Source organism: Paramicrobacterium chengjingii, from assembly GCF_011751765.2.
GTDB lineage: Bacteria > Actinomycetota > Actinomycetes > Actinomycetales > Microbacteriaceae > Paramicrobacterium > Paramicrobacterium chengjingii.
This window is the reverse complement of record NZ_CP061169.1, coordinates 1,809,987-1,832,370: the sequence shown is the minus strand read 5'-3', so window position 1 is coordinate 1,832,370 and position 22,384 is coordinate 1,809,987. Positions and strand designations below refer to the sequence as shown.

At 61.1% G+C, this 22,384-nt stretch carries 19 protein-coding genes; 15 read left to right on the top strand and 4 right to left on the bottom strand.

Features of this window, described 5'->3' with window-relative positions; all coding sequences use genetic code 11:
* Positions 1 to 7 precede the first annotated feature (7 nt).
* Both HCR76_RS08935 and HCR76_RS08930 read right to left on the bottom strand, forming a co-directional pair.
* Positions 8 to 928, bottom strand: coding sequence for a M56 family metallopeptidase (locus tag HCR76_RS08935; protein ID WP_166990130.1), 921 nt, complete (start codon positions 926 to 928; stop codon positions 8 to 10).
* A gap of 17 nt (positions 929 to 945) precedes the next feature.
* Positions 946 to 1,329 (bottom strand): BlaI/MecI/CopY family transcriptional regulator, encoded by a 384-nt coding sequence (locus HCR76_RS08930; protein WP_166990127.1) that lies wholly within the window; start codon positions 1,327 to 1,329, stop codon positions 946 to 948.
* Positions 1,330 to 1,471: 142 nt separating this feature from the next.
* On the opposite strand from HCR76_RS08930, the gene HCR76_RS08925 reads away from it, so the two are divergent.
* From HCR76_RS08925 to holA, 8 genes are all read left to right on the top strand, one after another.
* Entirely contained in the window at positions 1,472 to 2,884 is a 1,413-nt protein-coding gene (locus HCR76_RS08925) for a cytochrome ubiquinol oxidase subunit I (RefSeq protein ID WP_166990125.1), read from the top strand.
* Between the two features lie 8 nt (positions 2,885 to 2,892).
* Positions 2,893 to 3,912 (top strand): cytochrome d ubiquinol oxidase subunit II, encoded by a 1,020-nt coding sequence (cydB, locus tag HCR76_RS08920; protein WP_166990123.1) that lies wholly within the window; start codon positions 2,893 to 2,895, stop codon positions 3,910 to 3,912.
* On the top strand, positions 3,899 to 5,533 hold the full coding sequence (gene cydD / locus HCR76_RS08915; protein WP_244971359.1) for a thiol reductant ABC exporter subunit CydD: 1,635 nt from the start codon (positions 3,899 to 3,901) through the stop codon (positions 5,531 to 5,533). The genes cydB and cydD overlap by 14 nt, the downstream gene beginning before the upstream one ends.
* Positions 5,530 to 7,206 carry a thiol reductant ABC exporter subunit CydC gene (gene cydC, locus HCR76_RS08910; RefSeq protein WP_166990119.1) on the top strand — a complete coding sequence of 559 codons (1,677 nt, stop codon included), beginning with the start codon at positions 5,530 to 5,532 and terminating at the stop codon, positions 7,204 to 7,206. Before cydD ends, cydC begins: the two co-directional genes overlap by 4 nt.
* Positions 7,207 to 7,278: 72 nt before the next feature.
* Positions 7,279 to 9,789 carry a leucine--tRNA ligase gene (gene leuS, locus HCR76_RS08905; protein ID WP_244971358.1) on the top strand — a complete coding sequence of 837 codons (2,511 nt, stop codon included), beginning with the start codon at positions 7,279 to 7,281 and terminating at the stop codon, positions 9,787 to 9,789.
* Between the two features lie 95 nt (positions 9,790 to 9,884).
* On the top strand, positions 9,885 to 10,478 hold the full coding sequence (locus HCR76_RS08900; protein ID WP_166990117.1) for a ComEA family DNA-binding protein: 594 nt from the start codon (positions 9,885 to 9,887) through the stop codon (positions 10,476 to 10,478).
* A gap of 1 nt (position 10,479) precedes the next feature.
* A complete protein-coding gene (locus tag HCR76_RS08895) occupies positions 10,480 to 12,768 on the top strand; it encodes a ComEC/Rec2 family competence protein (RefSeq protein ID WP_166990116.1) in 2,289 nt (762 codons plus the stop codon).
* Between the two features lie 29 nt (positions 12,769 to 12,797).
* On the top strand, positions 12,798 to 13,823 hold the full coding sequence (gene holA, locus HCR76_RS08890) for a DNA polymerase III subunit delta (protein ID WP_166990114.1): 1,026 nt from the start codon (positions 12,798 to 12,800) through the stop codon (positions 13,821 to 13,823).
* A 68-nt stretch (positions 13,824 to 13,891) separates the two neighbouring features.
* On the opposite strand, the gene rpsT is transcribed toward holA, so the two are convergent.
* Complete coding sequence (rpsT, locus tag HCR76_RS08885; protein ID WP_166990112.1) at positions 13,892 to 14,152, bottom strand: 30S ribosomal protein S20; 261 nt, start codon at positions 14,150 to 14,152, stop codon at positions 13,892 to 13,894.
* A 247-nt stretch (positions 14,153 to 14,399) separates the two neighbouring features.
* Between rpsT and lepA the strand changes: the two genes are divergently transcribed.
* The 3 genes from lepA to hemW are packed head-to-tail and all read left to right on the top strand — an operon-like array spanning position 14,400 to position 18,141.
* Entirely contained in the window at positions 14,400 to 16,253 is a 1,854-nt protein-coding gene (lepA, locus tag HCR76_RS08880) for a translation elongation factor 4 (RefSeq protein ID WP_166990110.1), read from the top strand.
* A gap of 4 nt (positions 16,254 to 16,257) precedes the next feature.
* Positions 16,258 to 16,914: a DUF1990 domain-containing protein gene (locus HCR76_RS08875; RefSeq protein ID WP_166990108.1), complete on the top strand. Its 657-nt coding sequence runs from the start codon at positions 16,258 to 16,260 to the stop codon at positions 16,912 to 16,914.
* Positions 16,915 to 18,141, top strand: coding sequence for a radical SAM family heme chaperone HemW (hemW, locus tag HCR76_RS08870; protein ID WP_166990106.1), 1,227 nt, complete (start codon positions 16,915 to 16,917; stop codon positions 18,139 to 18,141).
* A 1-nt stretch (position 18,142) separates the two neighbouring features.
* Here the strand turns inward: hemW and HCR76_RS08865 are convergent, their stop codons facing one another.
* Entirely contained in the window at positions 18,143 to 18,841 is a 699-nt protein-coding gene (locus HCR76_RS08865; RefSeq protein ID WP_166990104.1) for a DUF4870 domain-containing protein, read from the bottom strand.
* A gap of 177 nt (positions 18,842 to 19,018) precedes the next feature.
* On the opposite strand from HCR76_RS08865, the gene hrcA reads away from it, so the two are divergent.
* From hrcA to HCR76_RS08845, 4 genes are all read left to right on the top strand, one after another.
* Positions 19,019 to 20,044, top strand: coding sequence for a heat-inducible transcriptional repressor HrcA (gene hrcA / locus HCR76_RS08860; RefSeq protein WP_166990102.1), 1,026 nt, complete (start codon positions 19,019 to 19,021; stop codon positions 20,042 to 20,044).
* Positions 20,045 to 20,128: 84 nt separating this feature from the next.
* On the top strand, positions 20,129 to 21,235 hold the full coding sequence (dnaJ, locus tag HCR76_RS08855; protein WP_166990100.1) for a molecular chaperone DnaJ: 1,107 nt from the start codon (positions 20,129 to 20,131) through the stop codon (positions 21,233 to 21,235).
* Between the two features lies 1 nt (position 21,236).
* On the top strand, positions 21,237 to 21,965 hold the full coding sequence (locus HCR76_RS08850; protein WP_166990098.1) for a 16S rRNA (uracil(1498)-N(3))-methyltransferase: 729 nt from the start codon (positions 21,237 to 21,239) through the stop codon (positions 21,963 to 21,965).
* 35 nt (positions 21,966 to 22,000) lie between these two features.
* Positions 22,001 to 22,357: a histidine triad nucleotide-binding protein gene (locus HCR76_RS08845; RefSeq protein ID WP_166990096.1), complete on the top strand. Its 357-nt coding sequence runs from the start codon at positions 22,001 to 22,003 to the stop codon at positions 22,355 to 22,357.
* Positions 22,358 to 22,384 lie beyond the last annotated feature (27 nt).

The following is a 22,384-nucleotide window of genomic DNA, read 5'->3' as shown; positions in this document are numbered from 1 at the left end:
CGGCCCATCACGCTGAAAGCAGCAGTACGGGAGGCACGAGAACGAGCGCAAGAGAGGCAGCAAAGATGCCGACAACGGCGAATGACGGAAGAGGATGCTGCTGTGCCAGCAGTCGTGTCACGCGCGGAGCTGCCGACTGCGGTGTTGCATCGGCCACGCCGACATCCGGAGATCCGCCTCCTCCCGTTGCGACGGTGATGATCGCAGACACGAGAGGATCCGCCGAGAACTCCGCTCGAGCGGTATCGTCTGCGCGCATCTCTACGAGGAGGCCGACGGCGTCACTTGCACGCGTGGCGATCGGAAACCAGGGGAGTGCCTTCCGCCATGCTCTGAAGGCCAGAAGAAGTAGGTGGTGTTGTTGCGTCAGGTGCGCACGCTCGTGGGAAATGACAGCGTTCAGCTCGTCGGCGCTGAGCGCTTTGACCAGACCATCTGTCAGCACCGTTGCCGTACGAAATGCGCCGGGAAGGCAATAGGCGACGGGAGCCGCGTATTCCATCACACGTGCTCCGGGAACAGAACTCGTGGGCGCGCTCAGAAGGGCGACGAGATCATGCTGCCGTCTGCGCTCGCGTTCCGTGCGAACAACTGTCGTCAGCACGCTCAGGAGTAAATGCCCGGCAAAGAGCACTGCGCAGCAGAGCGCAAAGATGTGAAGGGCTCCCAACTCAGGTGGCGCTGAGCCGCTCATAGCTGCGGAAGCGAGTGTCGCGAGGCCCTTGGAGACTGTCGGCGCAATCCCAGAAAGTCCGATTGTGACAAGCGCACCGATTGTTGAGAGCACGCCGGCTATGGCGATCGCCTGCCAGACCACGAGGGCGACAGCGGGAGCTCGCGACGGCCATGTCGCACGTGCGAGCATGATCGGGACGGGCCAAGCGAGCGCGAATGCAAGCGCAGCAAGAAGTGCAGAGGCTATTACCATCGCACGGTCGACTACGACTACTTCGCCGGGACTGTCTTGGGGTCGAGCAACGAGCGGAGCGTCTCAGCTTCGGACGGAGAGACCTGACCGATGAAACGAGCGAGAGCCGCTTCGCGGTCGGGGGACGAACCGAGCACCTCATGCATCAGTTCCGCGGTGTGATCTGCCCGGGTCGTGACTGCCTCATAGAGATGAGGGCGATGCGCACGATTGCGGGACACGAAGCCCTTTGACTCAAGCCGCGACAGCACAGTCAACACGGTCGTCGCTGCTAACTGCCGCTGTGCGGCACCGGTGCCGGACGTCACCAGCCGATCCCTCAGATCACCAGCACTGAGCGGCTCAGCGGATGCCCAGAGTACATCCATGACCGAGCGTTCAAGATCACCAAGAGTTGCCATTCCTCTAGGATACGTGGTTTTTCGCGAACCTTCTACATGGCGTAGAAACAAGGCTCTACACGATGTAGAAGAATATGTTCTACACTGTGTAGAAATGAATGTTCTACAACACGTAGAACTTCAGCTTTTTGGAGGTGCTTCGGTGGAACAGCTGCTCGACCCGCTTGTTCTTGCACGCTGGCAATTCGGCCTGACGACGCTGTATCACTTTCTGTTCGTCCCTCTGACGATCGGCCTAGCGACAATTGTCGCCATCTTTCAGACAGTCTGGGTGCGCACAGGCAAACAGCACTATCTGCAGCTGACACACTTCTACGGCAAGATCTTTCTGATCAACTTCGCAATGGGTGTCGTTACGGGCATCGTTCAGGAGTTCCAGTTCGGAATGAACTGGTCGGACTACTCCCGTTTCGTCGGTGACGTGTTCGGTGCGCCGCTCGCCCTCGAGGCTCTGCTCGCATTCTTTCTGGAGGCCACGTTCATCGGGCTCTGGATCTTCGGCTGGGACAGGCTTCCACGAAGTCTCCATCTGGCGACCATCTGGGTTACCGCTGTCGCAACGATCGCGTCCGCATACTTCATCATCGCTGCGAATGCCTTTATGCAGAATCCCCTTGCCTACACAATCAATGAGGAAAAGGGGCGAGCCGAACTCACGAGCCTGGGAGAGCTGCTGGCCAATCCAATTGCTCTTGCAGCATTCCCTCACACGATCTTCGCGTGTTTCATGGTGTCGGCAGGCCTCGTCATCTCTGTGGCGGCGTGGCATCTGGCACGGGGCCAGAATCTCGAGACGATGCGTCCTGCACTCAAATTCGGCCTCTGGACAATGCTGATCGCCGGGGCCGGCACTGCACTCATGGGCGATCAGCTGAGTCTTGCAATGGTTGAGGCTCAGCCCATGAAGATGGCGGCAGCTGAAGCGCTGTACACGACAGCATCCGGTGCTGACGCATCGTTCTCGATATTCACCCTCGGCACCCCGGACGGCGTGCACGAACTCTTTTCTATTCGTGTGCCGTATCTACTTTCGCTCCTCTCCACACATTCTCTTGACGGAACGGTCGAGGGGATCAACGACATTCAGCTGGCCTACCAATCACTGTTTGGCCCAGGAGACTATGCGCCGATCATCTGGGTGACGTACTGGTCGTTCCGGTGGATGATCGGTCTCGGCATGGTGCACATTCTCGTTGCGGTCGTCGGATTGTGGCTGACGCGTAACGGGCGCACACCGACAAACCGTTGGGTGTGGAAAGCCGCGATCTGGTCGTTCCCCGCATCTTTGCTCGCCATGAGCGTCGGCTGGATCTTCACCGAGATGGGACGACAGCCGTGGCTTGTTTTCGGACTGCTCAAGACAGAGGACGGAGTCTCGCCTGGCGTCAGCGGCCTCACCGTGCTGACGTCGCTTGTGGCATTCACTCTCGTCTACGGCACGTTGGCTGTTGTTGAGTTCCGGCTGATTCTGAAGGCGGTTCGCGTCGGCCCCGAGCCGATCGAGACATCCGAGAACGACACAGACGAGCCCGTCGCGCGAGCGACCGTGTATTAGGAGAGACCATGGATCTGACGCTCGTGTGGTTCTGGATCATCGCCGCATTCTTCATTGGCTACTTTGTTCTCGATGGATTCGATTTCGGCGTCGGAATGTCGTTGCCCTTCTTGGGGAAGGACGACACCGACAGACGGGTGCTGATCAACACGATCGGACCCGTTTGGGATCTGAATGAGACCTGGGTGATCGTTGCCGGTGCAATGCTCTTCGCCGCGTTCCCCGAGTGGTACGCCACGCTGTTCAGCGGCTTTTACCTTCCGCTGCTGCTCATTCTCATCGCCCTGATCCTTCGGGGCGTCTCGTTCGAGTATCGCCATCAACGGCCGGAAAAGGCGTGGAAGCGTCGATTCGACACGATGATCATTGCCGGGTCAGCCGTTCCAGCCTTTCTGTGGGGCGTCGCATTCGCCAACATCGTGCGCGGTGTTCCGCTCAATGCCAATCATGACTTCATCGGGAGCATCCTGGACCTTCTCACTCCCTACGCGCTGCTTGGCGGCCTGACAACGCTGATGTTGTTCTTCACGCACGGCATTGTCTTTGTCGCTCTCAAAACCGAAGGGGACATCCGTGGTCGAGCGCGGTACCTTGCAACGCGCTCCGGACTGATCACTGCCGTCATCGCCGTTGCTTTTCTCACGTGGACCGTCGTTGATCACCGCACACCGGTGGTGATCGTCCTGGCTCTTGCAGCGGCTACCCTGCTCGTCTGCGCACTCGTTGCTAACGTGCTGAACCGGGAAGGGGTCGCCTTCGCGAGTATGGCAGCGACGATCGCCGCCGTTGTTCTCACGCTTTTTTCAGCGTTGTTCCCGGCGGTGATGCCCGCGATCAACAATCCATCGAACAGTCTCACCATCGAAAATGCATCCTCATCGGCGTACACGCTCGAAGTGATGAGCTGGATCGCGCTCCTCGCGGTTCCGTTGATACTGATTTACCAGGGCTGGACCTACTGGGTATTTCGCAAGCGCATTTCCCGTGCTCACATTCCTGAGGAGGCGGATGCTCATGCGCCCGCTTGACGCCCGCCTGCTCCGTTACGCGCGCTCGTCACGGAGCTTCTTGACGATCGGCGCGGGTGTCGCCCTCGCCGACACCATCGCGATCGTCGGCTTCGCGTGGTACGTGACTCGTGCAATCACCCGTGTGATTGACGGTGCCCCGTCCTCGGAGATCGCGACATCCGTCGGAGCGATCGTCGGCTTCGTCATCATGCGCGCACTGCTTGCGTGGGCGACCGAGGCCACGGGAGCACGCGGCGCAGCCCGAGCGAAAAGCGAACTGCGCAGAGGCATTCTCGACGCTATACCTCGACTCGGAGCCGACTGGCTCGCTCACAGAAACTCTGCAGCGCTCACGACGATGCTCGGCCACGGTCTCGATGCGCTCGACGCGTATTTCGCACGCTACCTTCCCCAATTGATCCGAACTCTCATTACCGTTCCGCTTCTCATCGTGACTGTCTTCTGGCACGACTGGCTCTCTGGCGTGACTCTCATCGTGACGCTTCCGATCGTGCCCCTTTTCATGGTGCTGATCGGACGTGCCACCCGCACAGTCCAGCGTCGGCAATGGGACGGCTTGAGCCGACTGTCCAGTTCATTCATCGACGTCATCGGAGGTCTGTCGACCCTCAAGATCTTCGGCCGCGAAAAGCGGCAGATCTCCCGCATGGGGCACATCACGGCTGAATATCGGCGTTCGACGATGTCTGTGCTGCGGGTGTCATTCCTCTCTGGTTTTGTGCTCGAGCTCATGGCGAGCCTGTCGGTCGCCCTGCTCGCGGTCTCCATTGGCTTTCGTCTCGTCGATGGCGTCATGCCGCTGCTCACTGGTCTATTTGTACTGCTTCTTGCACCGGAGGTCTTCCTCCCTATCCGACAAGTCGGAGCAAATTTCCATGCCGCAGCCGAGGGTGTTGAAGCGGCGCAGGATGCGTTCGAGATTCTCGATTCGGCACAGGCGACTCTGGATGCTGAGGCGCCCACTGCCAGCTCGGGCGACCTCGAGTTGAGCGGCGTCACTGTCGTGCGCGGTGACACCACTGTGCTTGATGATGTGTGGCTGCGCTTTCGCCGGGGGAGCGTCACCGCGGTGACAGGTGCCAGCGGCGCCGGAAAGTCGACGCTTCTTGGTGTAATTGCGGGATTCATTCCGTTCACGGGAACTGTTTCCGTCGGCGGAGTCGACGTCAACGACGCGCCCGCAGATGGGCGACCGTGGCTTTCCTGGTCGCCCCAGCACCCGGGCCTGCAATCGGGAACGGTACTGAGCAACGTAACGCTTGGGGATGCTTCCCCCGATCTGCCCCGCACGGAGCGGGCGCTTCAGCTGGCGGGCGCTGGTGAACTTGAGTTGGACGCTCCCATCAGTGCTGCCGGGGTCGGCCTCTCGGGAGGGCAGGCACAGCGTGTTGGTCTTGCCCGCTGTTACTACCGCGCGTTGGCGAACTCGGCGAGCATCATCGCGCTCGACGAACCTACGTCGGCGGTCGATCGGCGCACAGAGCAGATCATTGCCCGCGGGATTCGAGGGCTCGCCGCGAGCGGCATATGCGTAATCGTCGTCACACACAAGCGCGGACTGCTCGATTGGTCAGACGAACATGTGTCGATCGATGTCGAACGTGAGGTGATTGCATGAGCACATCAACCGAAGGGCGGGATCGTACCCGCATCCTGCGCACTGCACTCCCGAGTTTCAGACAGGCTCTGCCCGGGATGCTGTCGGGAATTGCCACGGGACTCGGCGCTGTGGCTCTGCTCGCGACAAGCGCTTGGCTCATCGCGCGCGCGGCCGAACAGCCGCCCGTGCTCTTTCTCACGATCGCCACTGTCGGCGTTCGCGCCTTTGCACTCGCACGGGCCGTGTTTCGATATCTCGAACGTCTCTACAGCCACGACGCTGTGTTCCGACAGCTCGCAACGTTGCGAACCGACCTGCTCACCAGGCTGATCCCTCGCGCACCGGCCGGCCTCGCGCATCGTTCTCGAGGGTCGCTGTTGAACGCGATAGTGTCCGACATCGATGAAATGCAAAACCTCTCGCTGCGTGTGGTTCAGCCCATCGTTGTCGCTATGACGGTCTGCGTAATCACAATCGCGGGTACGGCTCTGCTCTCGCCCGCGGCAGCCGTTGTGCTGACCTGCCTGCTTGTACTGTGCTGTGCCGGAGGAGCATGGACAACGACGTCGCTTGCGGGGGCAGCCGAGCTCGCACTTGCACCGAAACGCGCAGCTCTCACCGCTTCGCTCATTGATTACGTGCAGGGCTTCGCCGTGCTGTCACACTTCGGAGCCGAACCCGCTGCTCGAGAACGCATCGCCGTGGCAGATGCTGACCTGACGCGCACGGCACTGCGTCGGTCACGCGGATTCGGACTCAGCGCCGCGCTGGTTGCTCTATGCGCGGGCCTGGCCGTCGCGGGCGCCATCGTCGTCAGTGCACCGATCGTGAGCTCTGAAGGCGCGGGCGGGCCAACATTCGCTGTTGTCGCGCTTGTGCCGCTCGCCATTTTTGAAGTCGTTGGGACTGTGCCCGTTGCACTCAGCCACTGGCGAGCGGTGCGGTCAAGTGCCGACCGGCTCGCATCCCTTGTTCCCGATCACCTTCCGTCCGAAATTCCAGCGGAGAACCCTGCTGAGACGCGATCGGCGCCTCGCGATGGCACACGTCTGACTCTGCAGAACGTCGCCGCAGCATGGCCCGGTGCGGCCGCGGCAACGGTGAAGAACGTAAACCTTGATGTCCGCCCGGGGGAGGCCGTCATTATTGCCGGCGGCAGCGGAGCAGGCAAGACCACGCTCGCCAACGTTCTCGTTCGGTTTCTTGAGTATCAGGGCAGCTACCGTATCGGAGGTACGGAAGCGCGCGATATTGCGGACGTTCATTCACTCGTCGGGCTCTGTGAACAGCATCCGTACCTTTTCGACGAGAGCATCAGGCAGAACCTTCTTTTCGCCGACGACACCGCGACTGACGAGCGATTGCTCGCCGTGCTCGATCAGGTAGGGCTCGGATCGTGGGTCGCATCGCGCGGCGGGCTCGACGCGCGCGTCGGCGAGCGCGGAACGCTCGTATCTGGAGGGCAGGCTCAACGGCTGTCCCTTGCGCGGGCGCTTCTGAGAGACTTTCCGATTCTGGTGCTCGACGAGCCCACAGCCAATGTCGATCCGCAGCGTGCCGAGCCGCTTCTTCGCGACATGGTTGAGGCATCTCGCGCGAGCGGGCGAAGCATCATCGTGATCACACACGGTGACGTGCCTGATGACCTTGTTGACCAGAGGTTCAGCATGAGGGAGGGCCGTCTCGTCTAGCGGTATCCTTGGAAACCGGACCATTCGCGCCGACGAGGCCTGGTCGTCCAGCAGACGGAGATTGAGAGTCACGTGCCCCACGAGCAGACAACGCACGACACAGCCGAGAAGTATGATTTTGCCGCGATCCAGGAGAAGTGGCTTCCGGTCTGGGACGAGTTGCAGCCCTTCTCAACGGCTGATGTTGCTGACGACCGCCCGCGCAAGTACGTGCTCGACATGTTCTCGTACCCCTCAGGCGACTTGCACATGGGACACGCGGAGGCATTCGGCCTGTGCGACGTGCTGGCGCGCTATTGGTGGCAGAGAGGGCACAGCGTTCTGCATCCCGTCGGCTGGGATTCCTTTGGGCTGCCCGCGGAGAATGCGGCGATTAAGCGCGGGGCCGACCCTCGCGACTGGACTTACAGCAACATCGAGCAGCAGAAGGCGAGTTTTCGCGTCTACGCGCCCTCGTTTGACTGGTCTCGTGAAATACACACATCGGACCCCGAGTATTACCGCTGGAATCAATGGCTGTTTCTGAAGTTGTACGAGAAGGGCCTGGCCTACCGCAAGGCGAGCCCTGTCAACTGGTGCCCCAACGACCAGACGGTTCTCGCCAATGAGCAGGTTATCGACGGTAAATGCGAGAGGTGCGGAGCTCAGGTCACCAAGCGAAATCTCACCCAGTGGTACTTTCGCATTACGGATTATGCCGATCGCCTCGTCGACGACCTTTCCGAGCTGGAGGCCACATGGCCCTCAAAAGTACTGTCGATGCAGCGCAACTGGGTCGGGCGCTCCAGCGGAGCTGACGTTGATTTCGCCATCGAGGGGCGCGCAGATCCCATCACGGTGTACACCACACGTCCGGACACGCTCTTCGGCGTGACCTACATGGCCGTCGCTCCGGACTCGGTGCTCGCCACCGAGCTCGCCGCCGGTAGCAGCACCGAGGTGCAGGCAGAGTTCAACGCATATCTCGAAAAGACGAAGACCGAGAGCGACATCGACCGGCAGTCGACCGAACGCGAGAAGAGCGGGGTATTCCTCGAACGATATGCGAAGCATCCTCTGACAGACGACCTCATTCCCATCTGGGCCGCAGACTACGTTCTCGCCGATTACGGGCACGGCGCGGTGATGGGCGTACCAGCGCACGATCAGCGCGACCTCGACTTCGCGCTCGCGTTCGACCTTCCCGTTCGCGTTGTTGTGGCGCCGGGTGGCGAGCCGGATGCCGAGAAGGATCCGTCTGCAACGGGTATCGCCGAGTCGGGCGAGGGCCAGCTCGTCAATTCAGGCGAGTTCGACGGTCTCACAAAGGCCGAGGCGCTCGAGGCGGTCACGGCACGCCTCGCGGAATGCGGCGCTGGGAAGAACGCGAAGAACTATCGCCTACGCGATTGGCTCATCTCGCGCCAGCGATACTGGGGAACCCCCATCCCCATCATCCACTGCGACAAGTGCGGAGAAGTTCCCGTTCCCGAGGCCGACCTCCCGGTCACGCTGCCTCCCGCCGCAGGGCTCGATCTGCGTCCGAAGGGAACCAGTCCACTGGGTGGAGCAGACGAGTGGGCATCTGTCGACTGTCCGTCGTGCGGCGGCAGCGCACGCCGCGACTCCGACACGATGGATACGTTCGTCGACAGCTCCTGGTATTTTCTGCGTTATCTCTCGCCGAATTCAGACGAGGTCGCGTTTGACATCGCTGAGGCGAAGAAGTGGGCTCCCGTCGATCAGTATGTCGGCGGTGTGGAGCACGCGATTCTGCACTTGCTCTACTCACGTTTCATGACCAAGGTTCTGCACGACTACGGCTACCTCGATTTCCACGAGCCGTTCAAGGCGCTCATGAATCAGGGCATGGTGCTCATGGACGGGCACAAGATGAGCAAGAGCATTGGAAACCTCGTTGAGTTCGCCGACCAGCTGCGCGATTACGGCGCGGATGCCCTTCGCGTCACACTGGCATTCGCCGGTCCTCCCGAAGACGATATCGACTGGGCCGACGTGTCCCCGGCCGGCTCGACAAAGTTTCTCGCGCGCGCCTGGCGCATCGCTCATGATGTCGCGAGCGAACCCGGCGTCGAGCTCAGCACCGGTGACGTGACTCTGCGCCGTTCCGTGCATCGTTTTCTTGCAGATGCTCCCGAACTCATCGAGTCGTATAAATTCAACGTTGCGATCGCACGTCTCATGGAGCTCGTCAACGTCACACGCAAAACGATCGATTCCGGAGCAGGTGCGGCTGATCCCGCTGTACGTGAAGCGGCCGAGACCATTGCCATCGCCCTCAATGTCTTTGCCCCCTACGCGGCCGAAGACATGTGGGCGAACCTGGGCCATCAGCCGACGGTCGCGCACGTTCAGTGGCGTTCAGCAGAGCCAGCGCTGCTTGTCGAAGACGAAGTGACAGCGGTTGTGCAGGTGAACGGCAAGGTGCGCGGACGTCTGCAGGTTGCACCGTCCATTGAGCCCGATGAACTCGAGGCCCGTGCACGTGCCGACGCGAACGTTATTCGCGCCATCGGCGACACAGAGATTCGAAATGTCATCGTGCGGGCACCGAAGATTGTGAGCATCGCCACGGCAAAGTAGCGAAACGTCGTCCACAGGACTTCGCTGCAGGTGTTCTGCGCACAGAAGGTGTTGAGCGCCAAACGCTGAGCCGACGGTGGTTCTAGCCTTGCTGCATGCACGAGCGGGCCGAATTGTCGCGACGCGCTCGACGTCCGAAGCGGCTGCGCCTCGGGGCCGGGGTCGCAGTACTGCTCATGCTCGCCGGGCTCGCAGCTGCCGTTGTCGTTGCTCTGGTGCAGGAGGGCAACCACGTGTCGGCTGTCGCGCCGCACAACACATCCTCCACGAGCATCCCGTCAGTCATCTACGTGCACGTCCTTGGCGCGGTGCAGTCGCCGGGGCTCTATCAGTTGAGCGAAGGTGCCCGGGTGATGGATGCCGTCGCGGCGGCCGGTGGCCTCACGGACGCCGCGGATGACGCAGCAATCAACCTCGCTCGCTTCGTCACTGACGGCGAGCAGGTACGCGTGCCGGAGGTCGGTGAGGGCACACAGCAGGAGGGCACCGATGAACAGGGTCGGGTGAATATCAATACGGCGAGTGCTGAGCAGCTTGAAGAGCTTCCTCAGATCGGCCCATCGCTTGCCGCGCAAATTATCGCGTGGCGTGACGACAACGGCGGATTCCGCTCTGTCGACGACTTACGCAACGTGTCGGGCATTGGGGAAAAGACATTCGCCATGATCAAGGATCTCGTGACGATCTAGCATGAGGATGCTCGTTCCCGCCGTTGGCGCGTGGCTCGCAGCACTTGTCGCTGTGGGTCTGCAGACCTCGTTTGTCGTGTGGCTCATCTGCATTATCGTCGCGGGGGCGTTGACGGTCTGGTGCGTTTTCAGCGGACAAGGGGGATTCACCGCGCTTCTCGCGATCTCCCTCGGGGTTGCGGCATTTGTCAGTTTCAGCGCGTCGATCTCCGCGGATCAGCGCCGCCCCGATCACCTCATCGAAGCGGCATCCGCCGACCGCAGTGTCGAGATTGTGGCGAGGATCGACGGGCTGGCGAATGCGACAGACAGGGGGCCAGGGCAGATCAGGGTCGAGGCGACGCTCATAACGCTGGATGGCGGGGCACTTCGGGTCCCCGCCACGCTCTTCGGCCAGACGAAGAGGGACGCGGTCGCTATTGGCAGCACGGTTGAAGCGACGGGCCGCGTGCTTCTCACTGAACCGTCGGATGCTTCCTCGGCGCTCTTCTTCGCTGATGAGCCTGTGACGGTCACGTCACCGCCACCCTGGTACCTGGCGTGGGCAGACAGCATGCGGCGTGGTTTTGTCGACCTCTGCTCTGATCTTCCTGGCGACGGCGGACATCTGCTGCCTGGGCTGGCTGTCGGTGACACGAGCACCGTGAGCCTCGAGCTCGACGCAGCTATGAAGGCATCCTCTCTCAGCCACCTCACTGCGGTATCAGGAGCAAACTGTGCAATTGTTGTTGCGTTCGCGATTCTGCTGCTCGGGAGGATGGGTGCCGGACGCGTTCTGCGAGTCATTGCCGCGCTCGTTGTCCTCCTTGCATTCGTCATTCTCGTCACACCTCAGTCCAGTGTCGTTCGTGCGTCGGTTATGGCATCGCTCGCGTTGCTGGTGCATCTCACCGGTCGTCCCTCTGGGGGAGTGCCCGTGCTCGCGGGCAGCGTCATACTCATGCTCTGTGTTGACCCGTGGTATGCCTACGACGCAGGCTTTGCACTGAGCGTGCTTGCTACCGCTGGCCTTCTGCTTCTCACGCGACCTCTTGCCGCAGTGCTCGGGCGTGTGCTGCCGCGGGGGCTCGCCATGGTCATCGCCGTTCCGCTCGCTGCTCAGCTCGCGTGCCAGCCCATATTGATTCTTCTGTCCAGCACAATCAGCGTGTATGGGGTCGCCGCAAATATTCTCGCGGCGCCGGCAGCCCCGATTGGCACCGTCGTCGGGCTCATCGCCTGCCTAGCCACACCGGCGCTGCCCGCGGTAGCGATGCTGCTCGCCTGGATCGCCTACCTGCCGTCTGCGTGGATCGCTGGCGTTGCAACAGTCACGTCGAGTCTGCCGATCGCCCAGATGCCATGGATTCCCGGGCCCTTTGGTGCTGTCGTGCTCGCCGCGGCGACGGCGCTTGCGTGCACGCTCGCGATGCTTCCCAGATGGCGATCCCATTGGTCGGGCAAGGCTCTCGTCGGCGGTCTCTGCATCTGCATTGGTGTCTACGGGGGCACCGTTGCAACTCCCTCGCTCTCACAAGCCCTGAGTCGCCCCCAGGACTGGATTGTCGCCGCGTGCGACATCGGACAAGGAGATGCCCTCGTACTTCGTGCGGGTGGTGGCGTAATCATGGTCGACACCGGACCAGACCCCGCACTCGTCAGCACGTGCCTTGATGATCTCGACATCAAAACGATCGATCTGCTTGTGCTCACTCACTACGATGCTGACCACGCCGGTGGAGTGGCCGGTGTGGTGTCGCGCACCGATCGGGTGTTTGTGCAAGCTGTGCATGACGAGGCCGGTGAGCGAACAACACGTGTGCTCGAGAGCGCGGGAATACCTGTCGACGTGGTGACGAGGGGCGAGCATGGCACCGTCGGAACCATTGACTTTACGGTGATCTGGCCCGAATCTCGCGAACTGACGGGCAATGCGGGGAGCATCGTGCTTTCCGTCACGATAAGCGACACACGCATCGTGCTTCTCGGCGATCTGGGTGAAACAGAGCAGGCAGCATTGCTCAGCCGCATGAGCGCACATACAGACACAGATATTGTCAAAGTCGCCCACCATGGGAGCCCCGATCAGTCTGCAGCGCTATACGAACGGCTCGAGGCCTCACTCGCCATCATCTCGGTCGGGGCGGACAACACGTACGGGCACCCGAACGACGAGACAATCGACGAACTGCGGACAGCAGGCAGCACTGTGCTGCGCACTGACCTTCGCGGCATGATCCTGATCTCTCCCGGTGCCCCCGCCTACTCGGTCTGGTCTCAGAAGAGCGTTCCTGACGGTGCGGGCGGATAAGCTGAGTGGCACGACGATGAAGGGAACACGTGGCAGCGACACGACGTGGTTCGGCAGCAAAAAGTTCGGTGGCGATTCCGCAGCTTTCATGGCACGAGGTGCGCCCTGCGCCGATCGTGCTCGTGTCTGGGCCACAAGATCTTTTCGCCGATCGAGCAATCAAGGGCCTTCGAGAATACTTGCGAGCGGAAGACCCGAGTCTCGAGATCAGCGACATCGAGGCGGCGGCTTACCAGCCTGGTGAGTTGCTCACCCTCGCCAGTCCGTCGCTGTTTGCCGAGCCGAGACTCATCCGAGTCAGTGAAGCTGAAAAATGCACAGACGCATTTCTCGCTGAAGCGATCGAGTACGTTGCGTCGCCAGCCGAGAGCGCCTACCTGGTCGTGCGGCACGGGGGCGGAGTCCGGGGCAAGAAGCTGCTCGAAACAATCAGAGGGGCATCCGGAACCGCGATCGAAATCGTCTGCAACGACCTCAAGAAGGATGCCGAGAAATATGACTTCGCGAAGTCAGAGTTCGCGCGTGCCCGCAAGCAAATCACCCCCGGTGCTCTTCGCCAGGTCGTCTCGGCATTCGCCGATGACGTGGCCGAGCTCGCAGGTGCCTGCCAGCAGCTCATCGCCGATGCGTCAGATCAGATCACCGAGGGCGTTGTAGACAGGTACTACGGAGGGCGCGTTGAGACAACGGCATTCGCGGTCGCGGACATCGCACTCGCTGGCCGAACAGCGGAGGCCCTTCTCAGCCTGAGACACGCTCTCGACTCTGGAGCCGACCCCGTTCCGATCGTTGCTGCCTTCGCAATGAAGGTGCGCGCGATGGCGAAAGTGGCGAACGCTCACGGGAGCTCCGGTCAGCTTGCCGGAACCTTGGGCATGGCGCCGTGGCAGGTCGATCGCGCCCGTCGTGACGCTCGCGGCTGGACGGATGAGGGGCTCGGCAGTGCAATCACGGCCTTGGCGGAAGCCGACGCTGCGGTCAAAGGTGCAGAGCGCGACCCGGTTTTTGCGGTCGAAAGACTGATCGGGGTGATCGCGTCGCGCGGTCAGAGATAAACCATCGCACCCCGTCAACGTCATAGGGCCCCGCCGTAGCGGAGCCCTATGACCTACGAATAGAGCGCTTAGAGGGAGTTGACCTTCTGAGCGAGGCCCGCCTTGCGGTTAGCCGCCTGGTTGCGGTGGATGACACCCTTGCTCACTGCCTTGTCGAGCTTCTTCGACGCGAGGGCGAGAGCCTTGGCTGCCGTGTCCTTGTCGCCCGCGGCGACGGCCTCACGGGTCGATCGCACAGCCGTCTTGAGTTCGCTCTTGACCTGACGATTGCGCTCCTGCGCCTTGAGGTTTGTGCCGATTCGCTTGATCTGCGACTTAATGTTTGCCACGTTTATATGTGCCTTCGTTTGGTGTGTTCGGTGGTGCCGGTGGGGCGAGAGAGGGCGCTCCCGGCAGTTCGTGCGGTTTCCGCCACACGCAAGCCAACGCCCTATACTACCAGTCTCGACGCGACTTCCAAACCGTCGTGCCAAGAGAAGGCGGAACGCGACGCAGCGTATTCGTGTTCACCGCGAACCTTTGACGAACGGCATGGGACAATGGTTCCTTACCGACTGAACAGAGTAAAGGAACGCGTTGAGCCCCAGAGCAATCACGGCCCTCGAGCCAGCCGCTACCGACCCTGCATTCATCCGCAACTTCTGCATCATCGCACATATCGACCATGGAAAGTCGACACTCGCTGACCGCATGCTGCAGGTAACTGGAATCGTCGCAGACCGGGACATGCGGGCGCAGTACCTCGACCGGATGGACATTGAGCGCGAACGTGGAATCACGATCAAGAGCCAGGCTGTGCGCATGCCCTGGGAGAAAGACGGCGAGACGTTCGCTCTCAACATGATCGACACGCCTGGGCACGTGGACTTCACATATGAGGTTTCCCGCTCACTTGCCGCCTGTGAAGGGGCGGTTCTGCTCGTTGATGCGGCGCAGGGTATTGAGGCGCAGACGCTCGCAAACCTGTACCTCGCTCTCGAGAACGACCTTGAGATCATCCCCGTGCTGAACAAGATCGATCTTCCGGCTGCAGACCCTGACAAGTACGCTGCTGAGCTCGCCAATCTCATCGGCGGTTCACCCGACGATGTTCTGCGCGTCTCCGGAAAGACGGGAGTCGGTGTGGACGAGCTTCTCGACCGTGTCGTCGGGCGCGTGCCCTCGCCCTCAGGTGACGAGCAGGCTCCCGCCCGAGCGATGATCTTCGACTCGGTGTACGACAGTTATCGCGGAGTCGTCACTTACGTTCGAATGGTTGATGGGTCATTGCGACCACGCCAAAAGGTGCAGATGATGTCGACGACCGCGACACACGAGCTTCTGGAGATCGGCGTGTCGTCCCCCGAGCCAACCCCAAGCAAGGGACTGGGCGTCGGAGAAGTCGGTTACCTCATCACCGGGGTGAAAGACGTCAGACAATCCCGCGTGGGCGACACGGTCACCGATTCGAAGACTCCGGCACGGAACGCGCTGCCCGGTTACACCGACCCGAAACCAATGGTGTTCTCGGGGCTCTATCCGATCGACGGAGCAGATTACACCGACCTGCGCGAAGCGCTCGACAAGCTCAAGCTGTCGGATGCTGCGCTCGCCTACGAGCCTGAGACTTCTGTTGCTCTTGGCTTCGGGTTCCGCTGTGGGTTTCTCGGCCTGCTTCACCTGGAAATCGTGAATGAGCGACTCCAACGCGAGTTCGGTCTCGACCTCATCGCCACTGCACCGAGTGTCACCTACGAGGTGACAACCGAAGACAAAAAGTCGGTGACGGTCACGAACCCGAGCGAGTTCCCTGAGGGCAAAATCAGCTCCGTATCCGAACCTGTCGTGAAGGTCGGGATCATCGCGCCGAAAGATTACGTGGGCACGATTATGGAGCTGTGCCAATCGCGCAGAGGAACTCTGCTTGGCATGGAATACCTGGGAGAGGAACGGGTAGAGATCCGATACAGCATGCCTCTTGGGGAGATCGTGTTCGACTTCTTCGACCATCTCAAGAGCCGCACACAGGGTTACGCATCTCTCGACTACGAGCCGATGGGCGAGCAAGAGTCCGATCTTGTGAAGGTAGACATTCTGCTTCAGGGTGATCAGGTCGACGCGTTCAGCGCTATTGTGCACCGCGAGAAGGCCTACGCGTACGGTGTGCTCATGACCGAGAGGCTCAAGAAGCTCATTCCGCGTCAACAGTTCGAGGTTCCTGTGCAGGCGGCCATCGGATCGCGTATTATCGCTCGCGAGTCGATCCGCGCGATGCGAAAAGACGTTCTCGCAAAGTGTTATGGCGGCGATATCTCTCGGAAGCGGAAACTGCTGGAGAAGCAGAAAGAGGGCAAGAAACGCATGAAGATGGTGGGTCGCGTCGAAGTGCCACAAGAAGCATTCATTGCGGCTCTCAGTGGCGAGACCGAGACGAAGAAGGACAAGAAGTAAGACGATGCGTCGGTCCAACTTTGAAGACCAGCCGACGGACTATGCGGCCGTTGGTGCGACTCAGGCCGCCGACCTGCTTCAGTACCCGCCCGACGGCTACAAGCCTTACGAGGACGCCATCAAGATCGGCAGCGGAGACGAGCGTTTCGCCGCGGCATCCGCTTCCATTCTTTCGTGGCAGATTCTGCGTCTTGCGGGAATCACGGTTTCGGACATTGAGCGCGGCAGCGGCGACGCGTACCAGGGCGTGCGCTTTGCAGAAGACGGCACACCGATTCGACCGGGTGCTGACCGAACGGAGGACCGCTTTGCCTCCGACGGCACTCCGTACATTACGTCGGGAACCACGGCCTCGCTCTCGGGCCATGTCGGCCCGTATTCTGTTCGCGGACACGTGCGGGTTGTCTACGTGATCGAAGATCCACAACACGTGGCATTTGCGTTCGGAACGGTATCCGGGCATGCAATCAGCGGTGAAGAATCGTTCTCGATCGAGCATCGCGACGATGACAGCGTGTGGTTTACGGTACGGGCGTTTGTGCGGCCTGCCCGCTGGTTTTACCGGTTGTTTCCCTTTCTGCTGTTGCGACGCCGCAAGCGTCTGTCTGCGCAGTACCTGCGCGCACTCTCGCCTGCGTGGGCAAGTGACGTGCGCGAATAGATGGCGCCCTCAGCTCTGCCGCTCGGCGACCCTGCGCCGCCAGACGGGCGACTGCCTCGGTCGGCTGCCGTGGGGTCCGCATGCCGCGACCTCGGTGTCTACGTTCACGTGCCGTTCTGCCGCGTTCGCTGCGGATACTGCGACTTCAATACCTACACGGCAACTGAGCTTCGTGGTGCACGCCAGACGGACTACGCCGATGAAGCGCTCCACGAGGTGCGTCTAGCCGGGCAGGTGCTTGACGACCTCGGCGCAGAGAAGCGTCCACTTTCGACAGTGTTCTTCGGCGGGGGTACGCCGACTCTTTTGCCAGCACAGGACTTGGCGCGGATGTTGACGGGCATTCGGGACGAATTTGGTTTCGTCGCGAACGCTGAAGTGACGACAGAGGCAAATCCAGACAGCGTCGACGCACGCTACCTTCACGAACTCGCGGATGCTGGGTTCACGCGTGTCTCCTTCGGAATGCAGTCCGCCGTTCCTCACGTTCTGGCCACCCTCGAGCGCACCCATGACCCTGAGCGAATTCCTGACGTCGTCTCTGCCGCTCGCGACGCAGGGCTCAGCGTCAGTCTCGACCTCATATACGGCACCCCAGGGGAAAGTCTCGACGATTGGAAACGCTCACTTGAGCACGCCCTGCGCCAGAACCCCGATCACCTGTCTGCGTACGCCCTGATCGTTGAGGACGGCACGAAGCTCGCACGACAGATTCGCCGGGGCGATGTTGCTGTCCCCGATGACGATCTCGAAGCGGATATGTACGAGGTTGCCGAATCGACGCTCTCTGCAGAGGGGCTCAGCTGGTATGAAGTCAGCAACTGGGCGCGCACACCCGCTCAACGCTCACGTCACAACCTGGCGTATTGGACGGGACAGGACTGGTGGGGGATCGGACCGGGGGCGCACAGTCATGTTGGCGGCGTGCGGTGGTGGAACGTCAAGCATCCGGCGGCCTACGCCGCGCGACTTGCCGGTTCGGCGTCGCCTGCTGCCGGCCGGGAGTCCCTCGATGACGAGACACGACGCATAGAACGGATCCTCCTCGAAACGCGAATCCGCGAGGGCCTCCCCACGAGCGTGTTGAGTGCTTCAGCGCGGATCGCCGTCGCTGAGCTCATCGCCAACGAGCTCATTAACGCGGAAGCCGCCCTCGACGGCCGGATCGTACTGACCGTGAAAGGGCGGCTTCTAGCAGACGCCGTCGTACGACGCCTGACTGACTGACTTACTTGATGAAACGGAAGTTGACGGGGTAACGGTACGGCTGCCCACCCTTCACCTTGACTCCACCGATGATCGAGAAGATCAGGTTCAGGAGGTAGGGGAGCCAGCTCAAGAAGCTGAACAGCGCCGTGAAGCCGCTGATCGCACCGAAGCTTCCGCCGGCGATCATCGACGCAACAACAATGCCGCTCAAAATCCCCACGACGATCGACCACGCGATGATGACGATGAGGATCGTGATCTGCCAGTTGAGCGCTTCCTTCGCCTCCTGACGCACGAACGGACCGCGATCCTTGAACACCAGGTAGATGATGAGAGACGGCAAGATACTCAGAACCCCGCCGAAGTGGGACCACATCGCCCACATCTTGTCATCCTGAGGAGACAGCGGCTGGGCACCGGGAGCCTGGGCGTACTGAGGCTGCCCATAAGGTTGCTGGCCCTGCTGTCCATATGGCTGCTGTCCATATGGCTGCTGGCCCTGCGGCGGCGGCTGCTGAGCATACGGCTGCTGCTGCCCGTACTGCTGCTGGCCCGGCTGCGGCGGCTGCTCCTGACCATGCTGAGGTGCCTGCTGGCCGTACTGAGGTGCCTGCTGCTGACCATATTGAGGCTGCTGCGGTGGTGTTTGGGATGGCTGGCCTTGCGTATTGGGCGGCTGATTCGGATCGGCCGGCTGCGGTGCATTCGGGTCAGTCATTGCTTCGCCTTTCGCTGTGGTGAGTTCGCTTGCTGGCGAACGCTCGAGTCAAGTCCTTCGCAAGACTTAGGAGTAAACCTACAGACACGGAGGTGAGCCTGCAATTATCCGCGCCGCTTTATCACCGACTAAGATTGGCACTCTGAGAGAACGAGTGCCAGAGAGGAGGCGATGTGCATGGTGTCTGAACGCAGCCTCGACGTCTTGCGCGCCATCGTCACGGACTATGTTTCCTCTCGCGAACCCGTCGGCTCCAAGAGCATTGTCGATCGTCACCAGTTTGGTGTGTCCGCCGCCACGATCCGCAACGATATGGCGTTGCTCGAAGAGGAAGAGCTCATTGTCGCTCCCCATACATCGTCGGGCCGCGTCCCGACGGACAAGGGGTACCGACTTTTCGTCGATCAGCTCGCAGACAAGAAGCCGCTTTCGCCCGCACAGCGGCGCGCCATTGAAATGTTTCTCGAACCCTCTGCTGATCTTGACGATGTTCTGCGGCGATCGGTCCGTCTGCTTTCTCAGCTGACCAACCAAGTGGCTCTAGTTCAGTACCCGTCGTTCGCACGAGCATCGGTGCGTCATGTCGAGTTGGTCACGGTAAGCGAAAACACCTTGCTTGTTGTCGTGATCGTCGACAATGGGCGCGTTGATCAGCGGCTCGTCGAGTCTGACCGTCTACTCGATGACGATGAGATTGGCCGTATCAAGGTTCAAATCAACGATGATGTCTCGTCACGAACCGTCAATTCCGCAGCCGTCGAGTTGATGAGCCGTGTCGAGAAACAGTCACCGGACGAGCACTCACCGCTTGCCGATACAGTGTGCAACGTCGTGCTTGAAGTTCTGGGCCATTATCGTGAAGATCGGCTGGTAATGGCGGGTGCGGCGAATCTTGCACGCACAGAAGAGGACTTCTCAGGAAGCATTTTCCCCGTGCTCGAAGCACTCGAACAGCAGGTCGTGCTGTTGCGCTTATTCGGGGAGATGCAGGCTGATCAGCTCGGGGTCTCGGCAAGTATCGGACGAGAGAATGCGCCATTCGGCCTTGATGAAACAAGTATCGTGACGAGCGGATACCGTTCCTCTGCTGGCGAAATCGCCCGTCTTGGGGTGCTTGGACCGACGAGAATGGATTATGCGGGAAACATCACGGCCGTGCGTGCCGTTGCCCGCTATCTTTCTCGACTTCTCGGGGTCGAGTGACAGACTCCACGTGCGCGGCTCGGCGCACAGAACTGCACATCCGCCGGACGAGCCCGACCGGCGAACGACGAGGAAAGGCCGCGAGTGGCTGACCACTACGAAACCCTCGGCGTGTCGCGTGACGCGTCGGTCGACGAGATCAAGAAGGCATACCGCAAGCTAGCGCGGCAGCTGCACCCCGACGTCAACCCGAGCCCCGAAGCAGCAGAGACGTTCAAGAACGTCACTCACGCCTACGACGTTCTCAGCGACTCGCAGCAACGCGCTGAGTACGATGCCGGGGGCCGTAATCCGTTCGGTGGCGGAGGAGGAGGCTTCGGAGGCTTTGGCGACATCTTCGACACGTTCTTTGGCGGCGGAGGCGGTGGTGGTCGTGGCCCCCGTTCACGCCAGGAGCGGGGCGAAGATGCGTTGCTGCGCATTGAGGTCGACCTCATCGATGTGATGTTCGGAACGACGAAGCAGATTGAGGTCGATACAGCAGTGCTGTGCGAGACATGCGAGGGGTCTTGCTGCCAGCCGGGCACATCACCCGTGACGTGTGACATCTGCCACGGAACGGGGCAGGTACAGCGCACCGTTCGCTCTCTGCTGGGAAACGTCGTCACGGCAAGCCCCTGCGGGTCATGCCGTGGTTACGGCACGATCATTCCGAACCCCTGCGTGACGTGCCAGGCGCAGGGTCGTGTGCGGGCACGTCGCACGGTGTCTGTTGACATTCCCTCCGGTGTCGACACCGGGCTGCGTCTGCAGATGCCAGGGAGCGGAGAAGCCGGCCAGGGGGGCGGCCCATCTGGTGACCTCTACCTCGAGATCAAGGTGAGGCACGACGACGTCTTCAGTCGAAACGGCGATGACGTTCTCTGCACCCTCGAGGTGTCGATGGCCGATGCGGTGCTTGGAACGACGAGCACGATTAAAGCACTTGACGGCGACGTTGAGCTTGATGTCCGACCCGGTGTGCAGAGTGGCGATGTTCTGGTGATTAAGGATCGCGGAATCACCGGCCTGCGCAGCAGCGCTCGTGGAGATCTACGTGTCGGCGTGCAAGTCGTGACACCATCCAAGCTCGATCACAAAGAGCGCGAGATGATCCGGCAGTTCTCAGAGCGTCGGCGCGATCCGAAGCCGGAGCTCGCCCACTTTCAGCAGGGTCTCTTTGCCAAGCTTCGAGACCGCTTCGTGAGTTGACATGAGCAGTCTCTTCCTCGACGATGCGCTCGATTACGCGTCGCCGGGCGACCATCTTGTACTTTCCGGTCCGGAGGCCAAGCACGCTGTCTCCGTTTCCCGTGTTCGCCCGGGCGAGTCAGTGCTTATCGGTAACGGCCGAGGACTGCTTGTCGAGTGCGTCGTTGAGGCAGCTCGTCCTCATGACGTTGAGCTGCGTGCATCAAGAGTGCGCCGATACGATGGCCGGCGGCCGTCGATTACGCTTGCTCAGGCTCTCGCGAAGGGTGATCGGGACGAACGAGCGGTGCAGATGTGCACCGAACTCGGCGTCAGCTCGATAATTCCGTGGCAGGCGAAGCGCAGCGTGTCACGGTGGGATGCAGCAAAGGCTGTCAAGGGAGCGCTACGATGGCAGACGATCGCCCGCGAAGCGACGAAGCAATCGCTGCGGTCGCACATCCCGGACGTAGAGTCTCTCGTCACCACAACGATGCTCGCCACCCGCAGCAGCGAACATCGGATGCTGGTGCTCGATCCTCAGGCAGAAACGGCGCTCAGCAGCATCCAGCTCGATGCTCGTTCTCTTATTCTCGTCGTCGGCCCGGAGGGTGGGATTGCCGATGAGGAGCATCAAGAACTCACCGCGGCGAATGCCGAGAGGGTGCGCCTCGGGTCCGATGTGCTGCGCACGTCGTCTGCTGGAGCTGCCGCCCTTGCCGTTCTCAACGTGTTGACCGGGCACTGGTAGCTTCCGCGCACACGATGGTTCCGTAGGATAGAGGCATGACAGAGACGACTCCCAGTATCTTCAGCCGCATCATCTCAGGTGAGATTCCGGCGACGATCGTGGCGGAGAACGATGACTTGATTGCGTTTGAAGACGTCAATCCTCAAGCGAGAGTTCACGTGCTCGTTGTGCCCAAGACGACGGAGTACGCGACTGTTGCGGAACTCGCCGCCGCAGACCCCGAACTGCTTTCGAAGCTCGTGGCTTTGACACAGCAGATCGCAGACGAACGCGCTGGCGGACAATACCGGCTGATCTTCAACAGCGGTGCAGAAGCCGGCCAGACAGTTTTTCACGTGCACGCCCATGTGCTTGCTGGAGAACTCGGAGAGGGAACACTTGTCGGACACTGACCATCCAGAACCGCATCACGAGTCGTC

Bases quoted from the DNA above. Each gene is read 5' to 3' on its own strand.
- HCR76_RS08935 (WP_166990130.1), bottom strand. From the start codon at position 928: ATGGTAATAGCCTCTGCACTTCTTGCTGCGCTTGCATTCGCGCTCGCT.
- HCR76_RS08930 (WP_166990127.1), bottom strand. From the start codon at position 1,329: ATGGCAACTCTTGGTGATCTTGAACGCTCGGTCATGGATGTACTCTGG.
- cydB (WP_166990123.1), top strand. From the start codon at position 2,893: ATGGATCTGACGCTCGTGTGGTTCTGGATCATCGCCGCATTCTTCATT.
- cydD (WP_244971359.1), top strand. From the start codon at position 3,899: ATGCGCCCGCTTGACGCCCGCCTGCTCCGTTACGCGCGCTCGTCACGG.
- cydC (WP_166990119.1), top strand. From the start codon at position 5,530: ATGAGCACATCAACCGAAGGGCGGGATCGTACCCGCATCCTGCGCACT.
- HCR76_RS08900 (WP_166990117.1), top strand. From the start codon at position 9,885: ATGCACGAGCGGGCCGAATTGTCGCGACGCGCTCGACGTCCGAAGCGG.
- HCR76_RS08895 (WP_166990116.1), top strand. From the start codon at position 10,480: ATGAGGATGCTCGTTCCCGCCGTTGGCGCGTGGCTCGCAGCACTTGTC.
- HCR76_RS08875 (WP_166990108.1), top strand. From the start codon at position 16,258: ATGCGTCGGTCCAACTTTGAAGACCAGCCGACGGACTATGCGGCCGTT.
- hemW (WP_166990106.1), top strand. From the start codon at position 16,915: ATGGCGCCCTCAGCTCTGCCGCTCGGCGACCCTGCGCCGCCAGACGGG.
- HCR76_RS08865 (WP_166990104.1), bottom strand. From the start codon at position 18,841: ATGACTGACCCGAATGCACCGCAGCCGGCCGATCCGAATCAGCCGCCC.
- hrcA (WP_166990102.1), top strand. From the start codon at position 19,019: ATGGTGTCTGAACGCAGCCTCGACGTCTTGCGCGCCATCGTCACGGAC.
- HCR76_RS08850 (WP_166990098.1), top strand. From the start codon at position 21,237: ATGAGCAGTCTCTTCCTCGACGATGCGCTCGATTACGCGTCGCCGGGC.
- HCR76_RS08845 (WP_166990096.1), top strand. From the start codon at position 22,001: ATGACAGAGACGACTCCCAGTATCTTCAGCCGCATCATCTCAGGTGAG.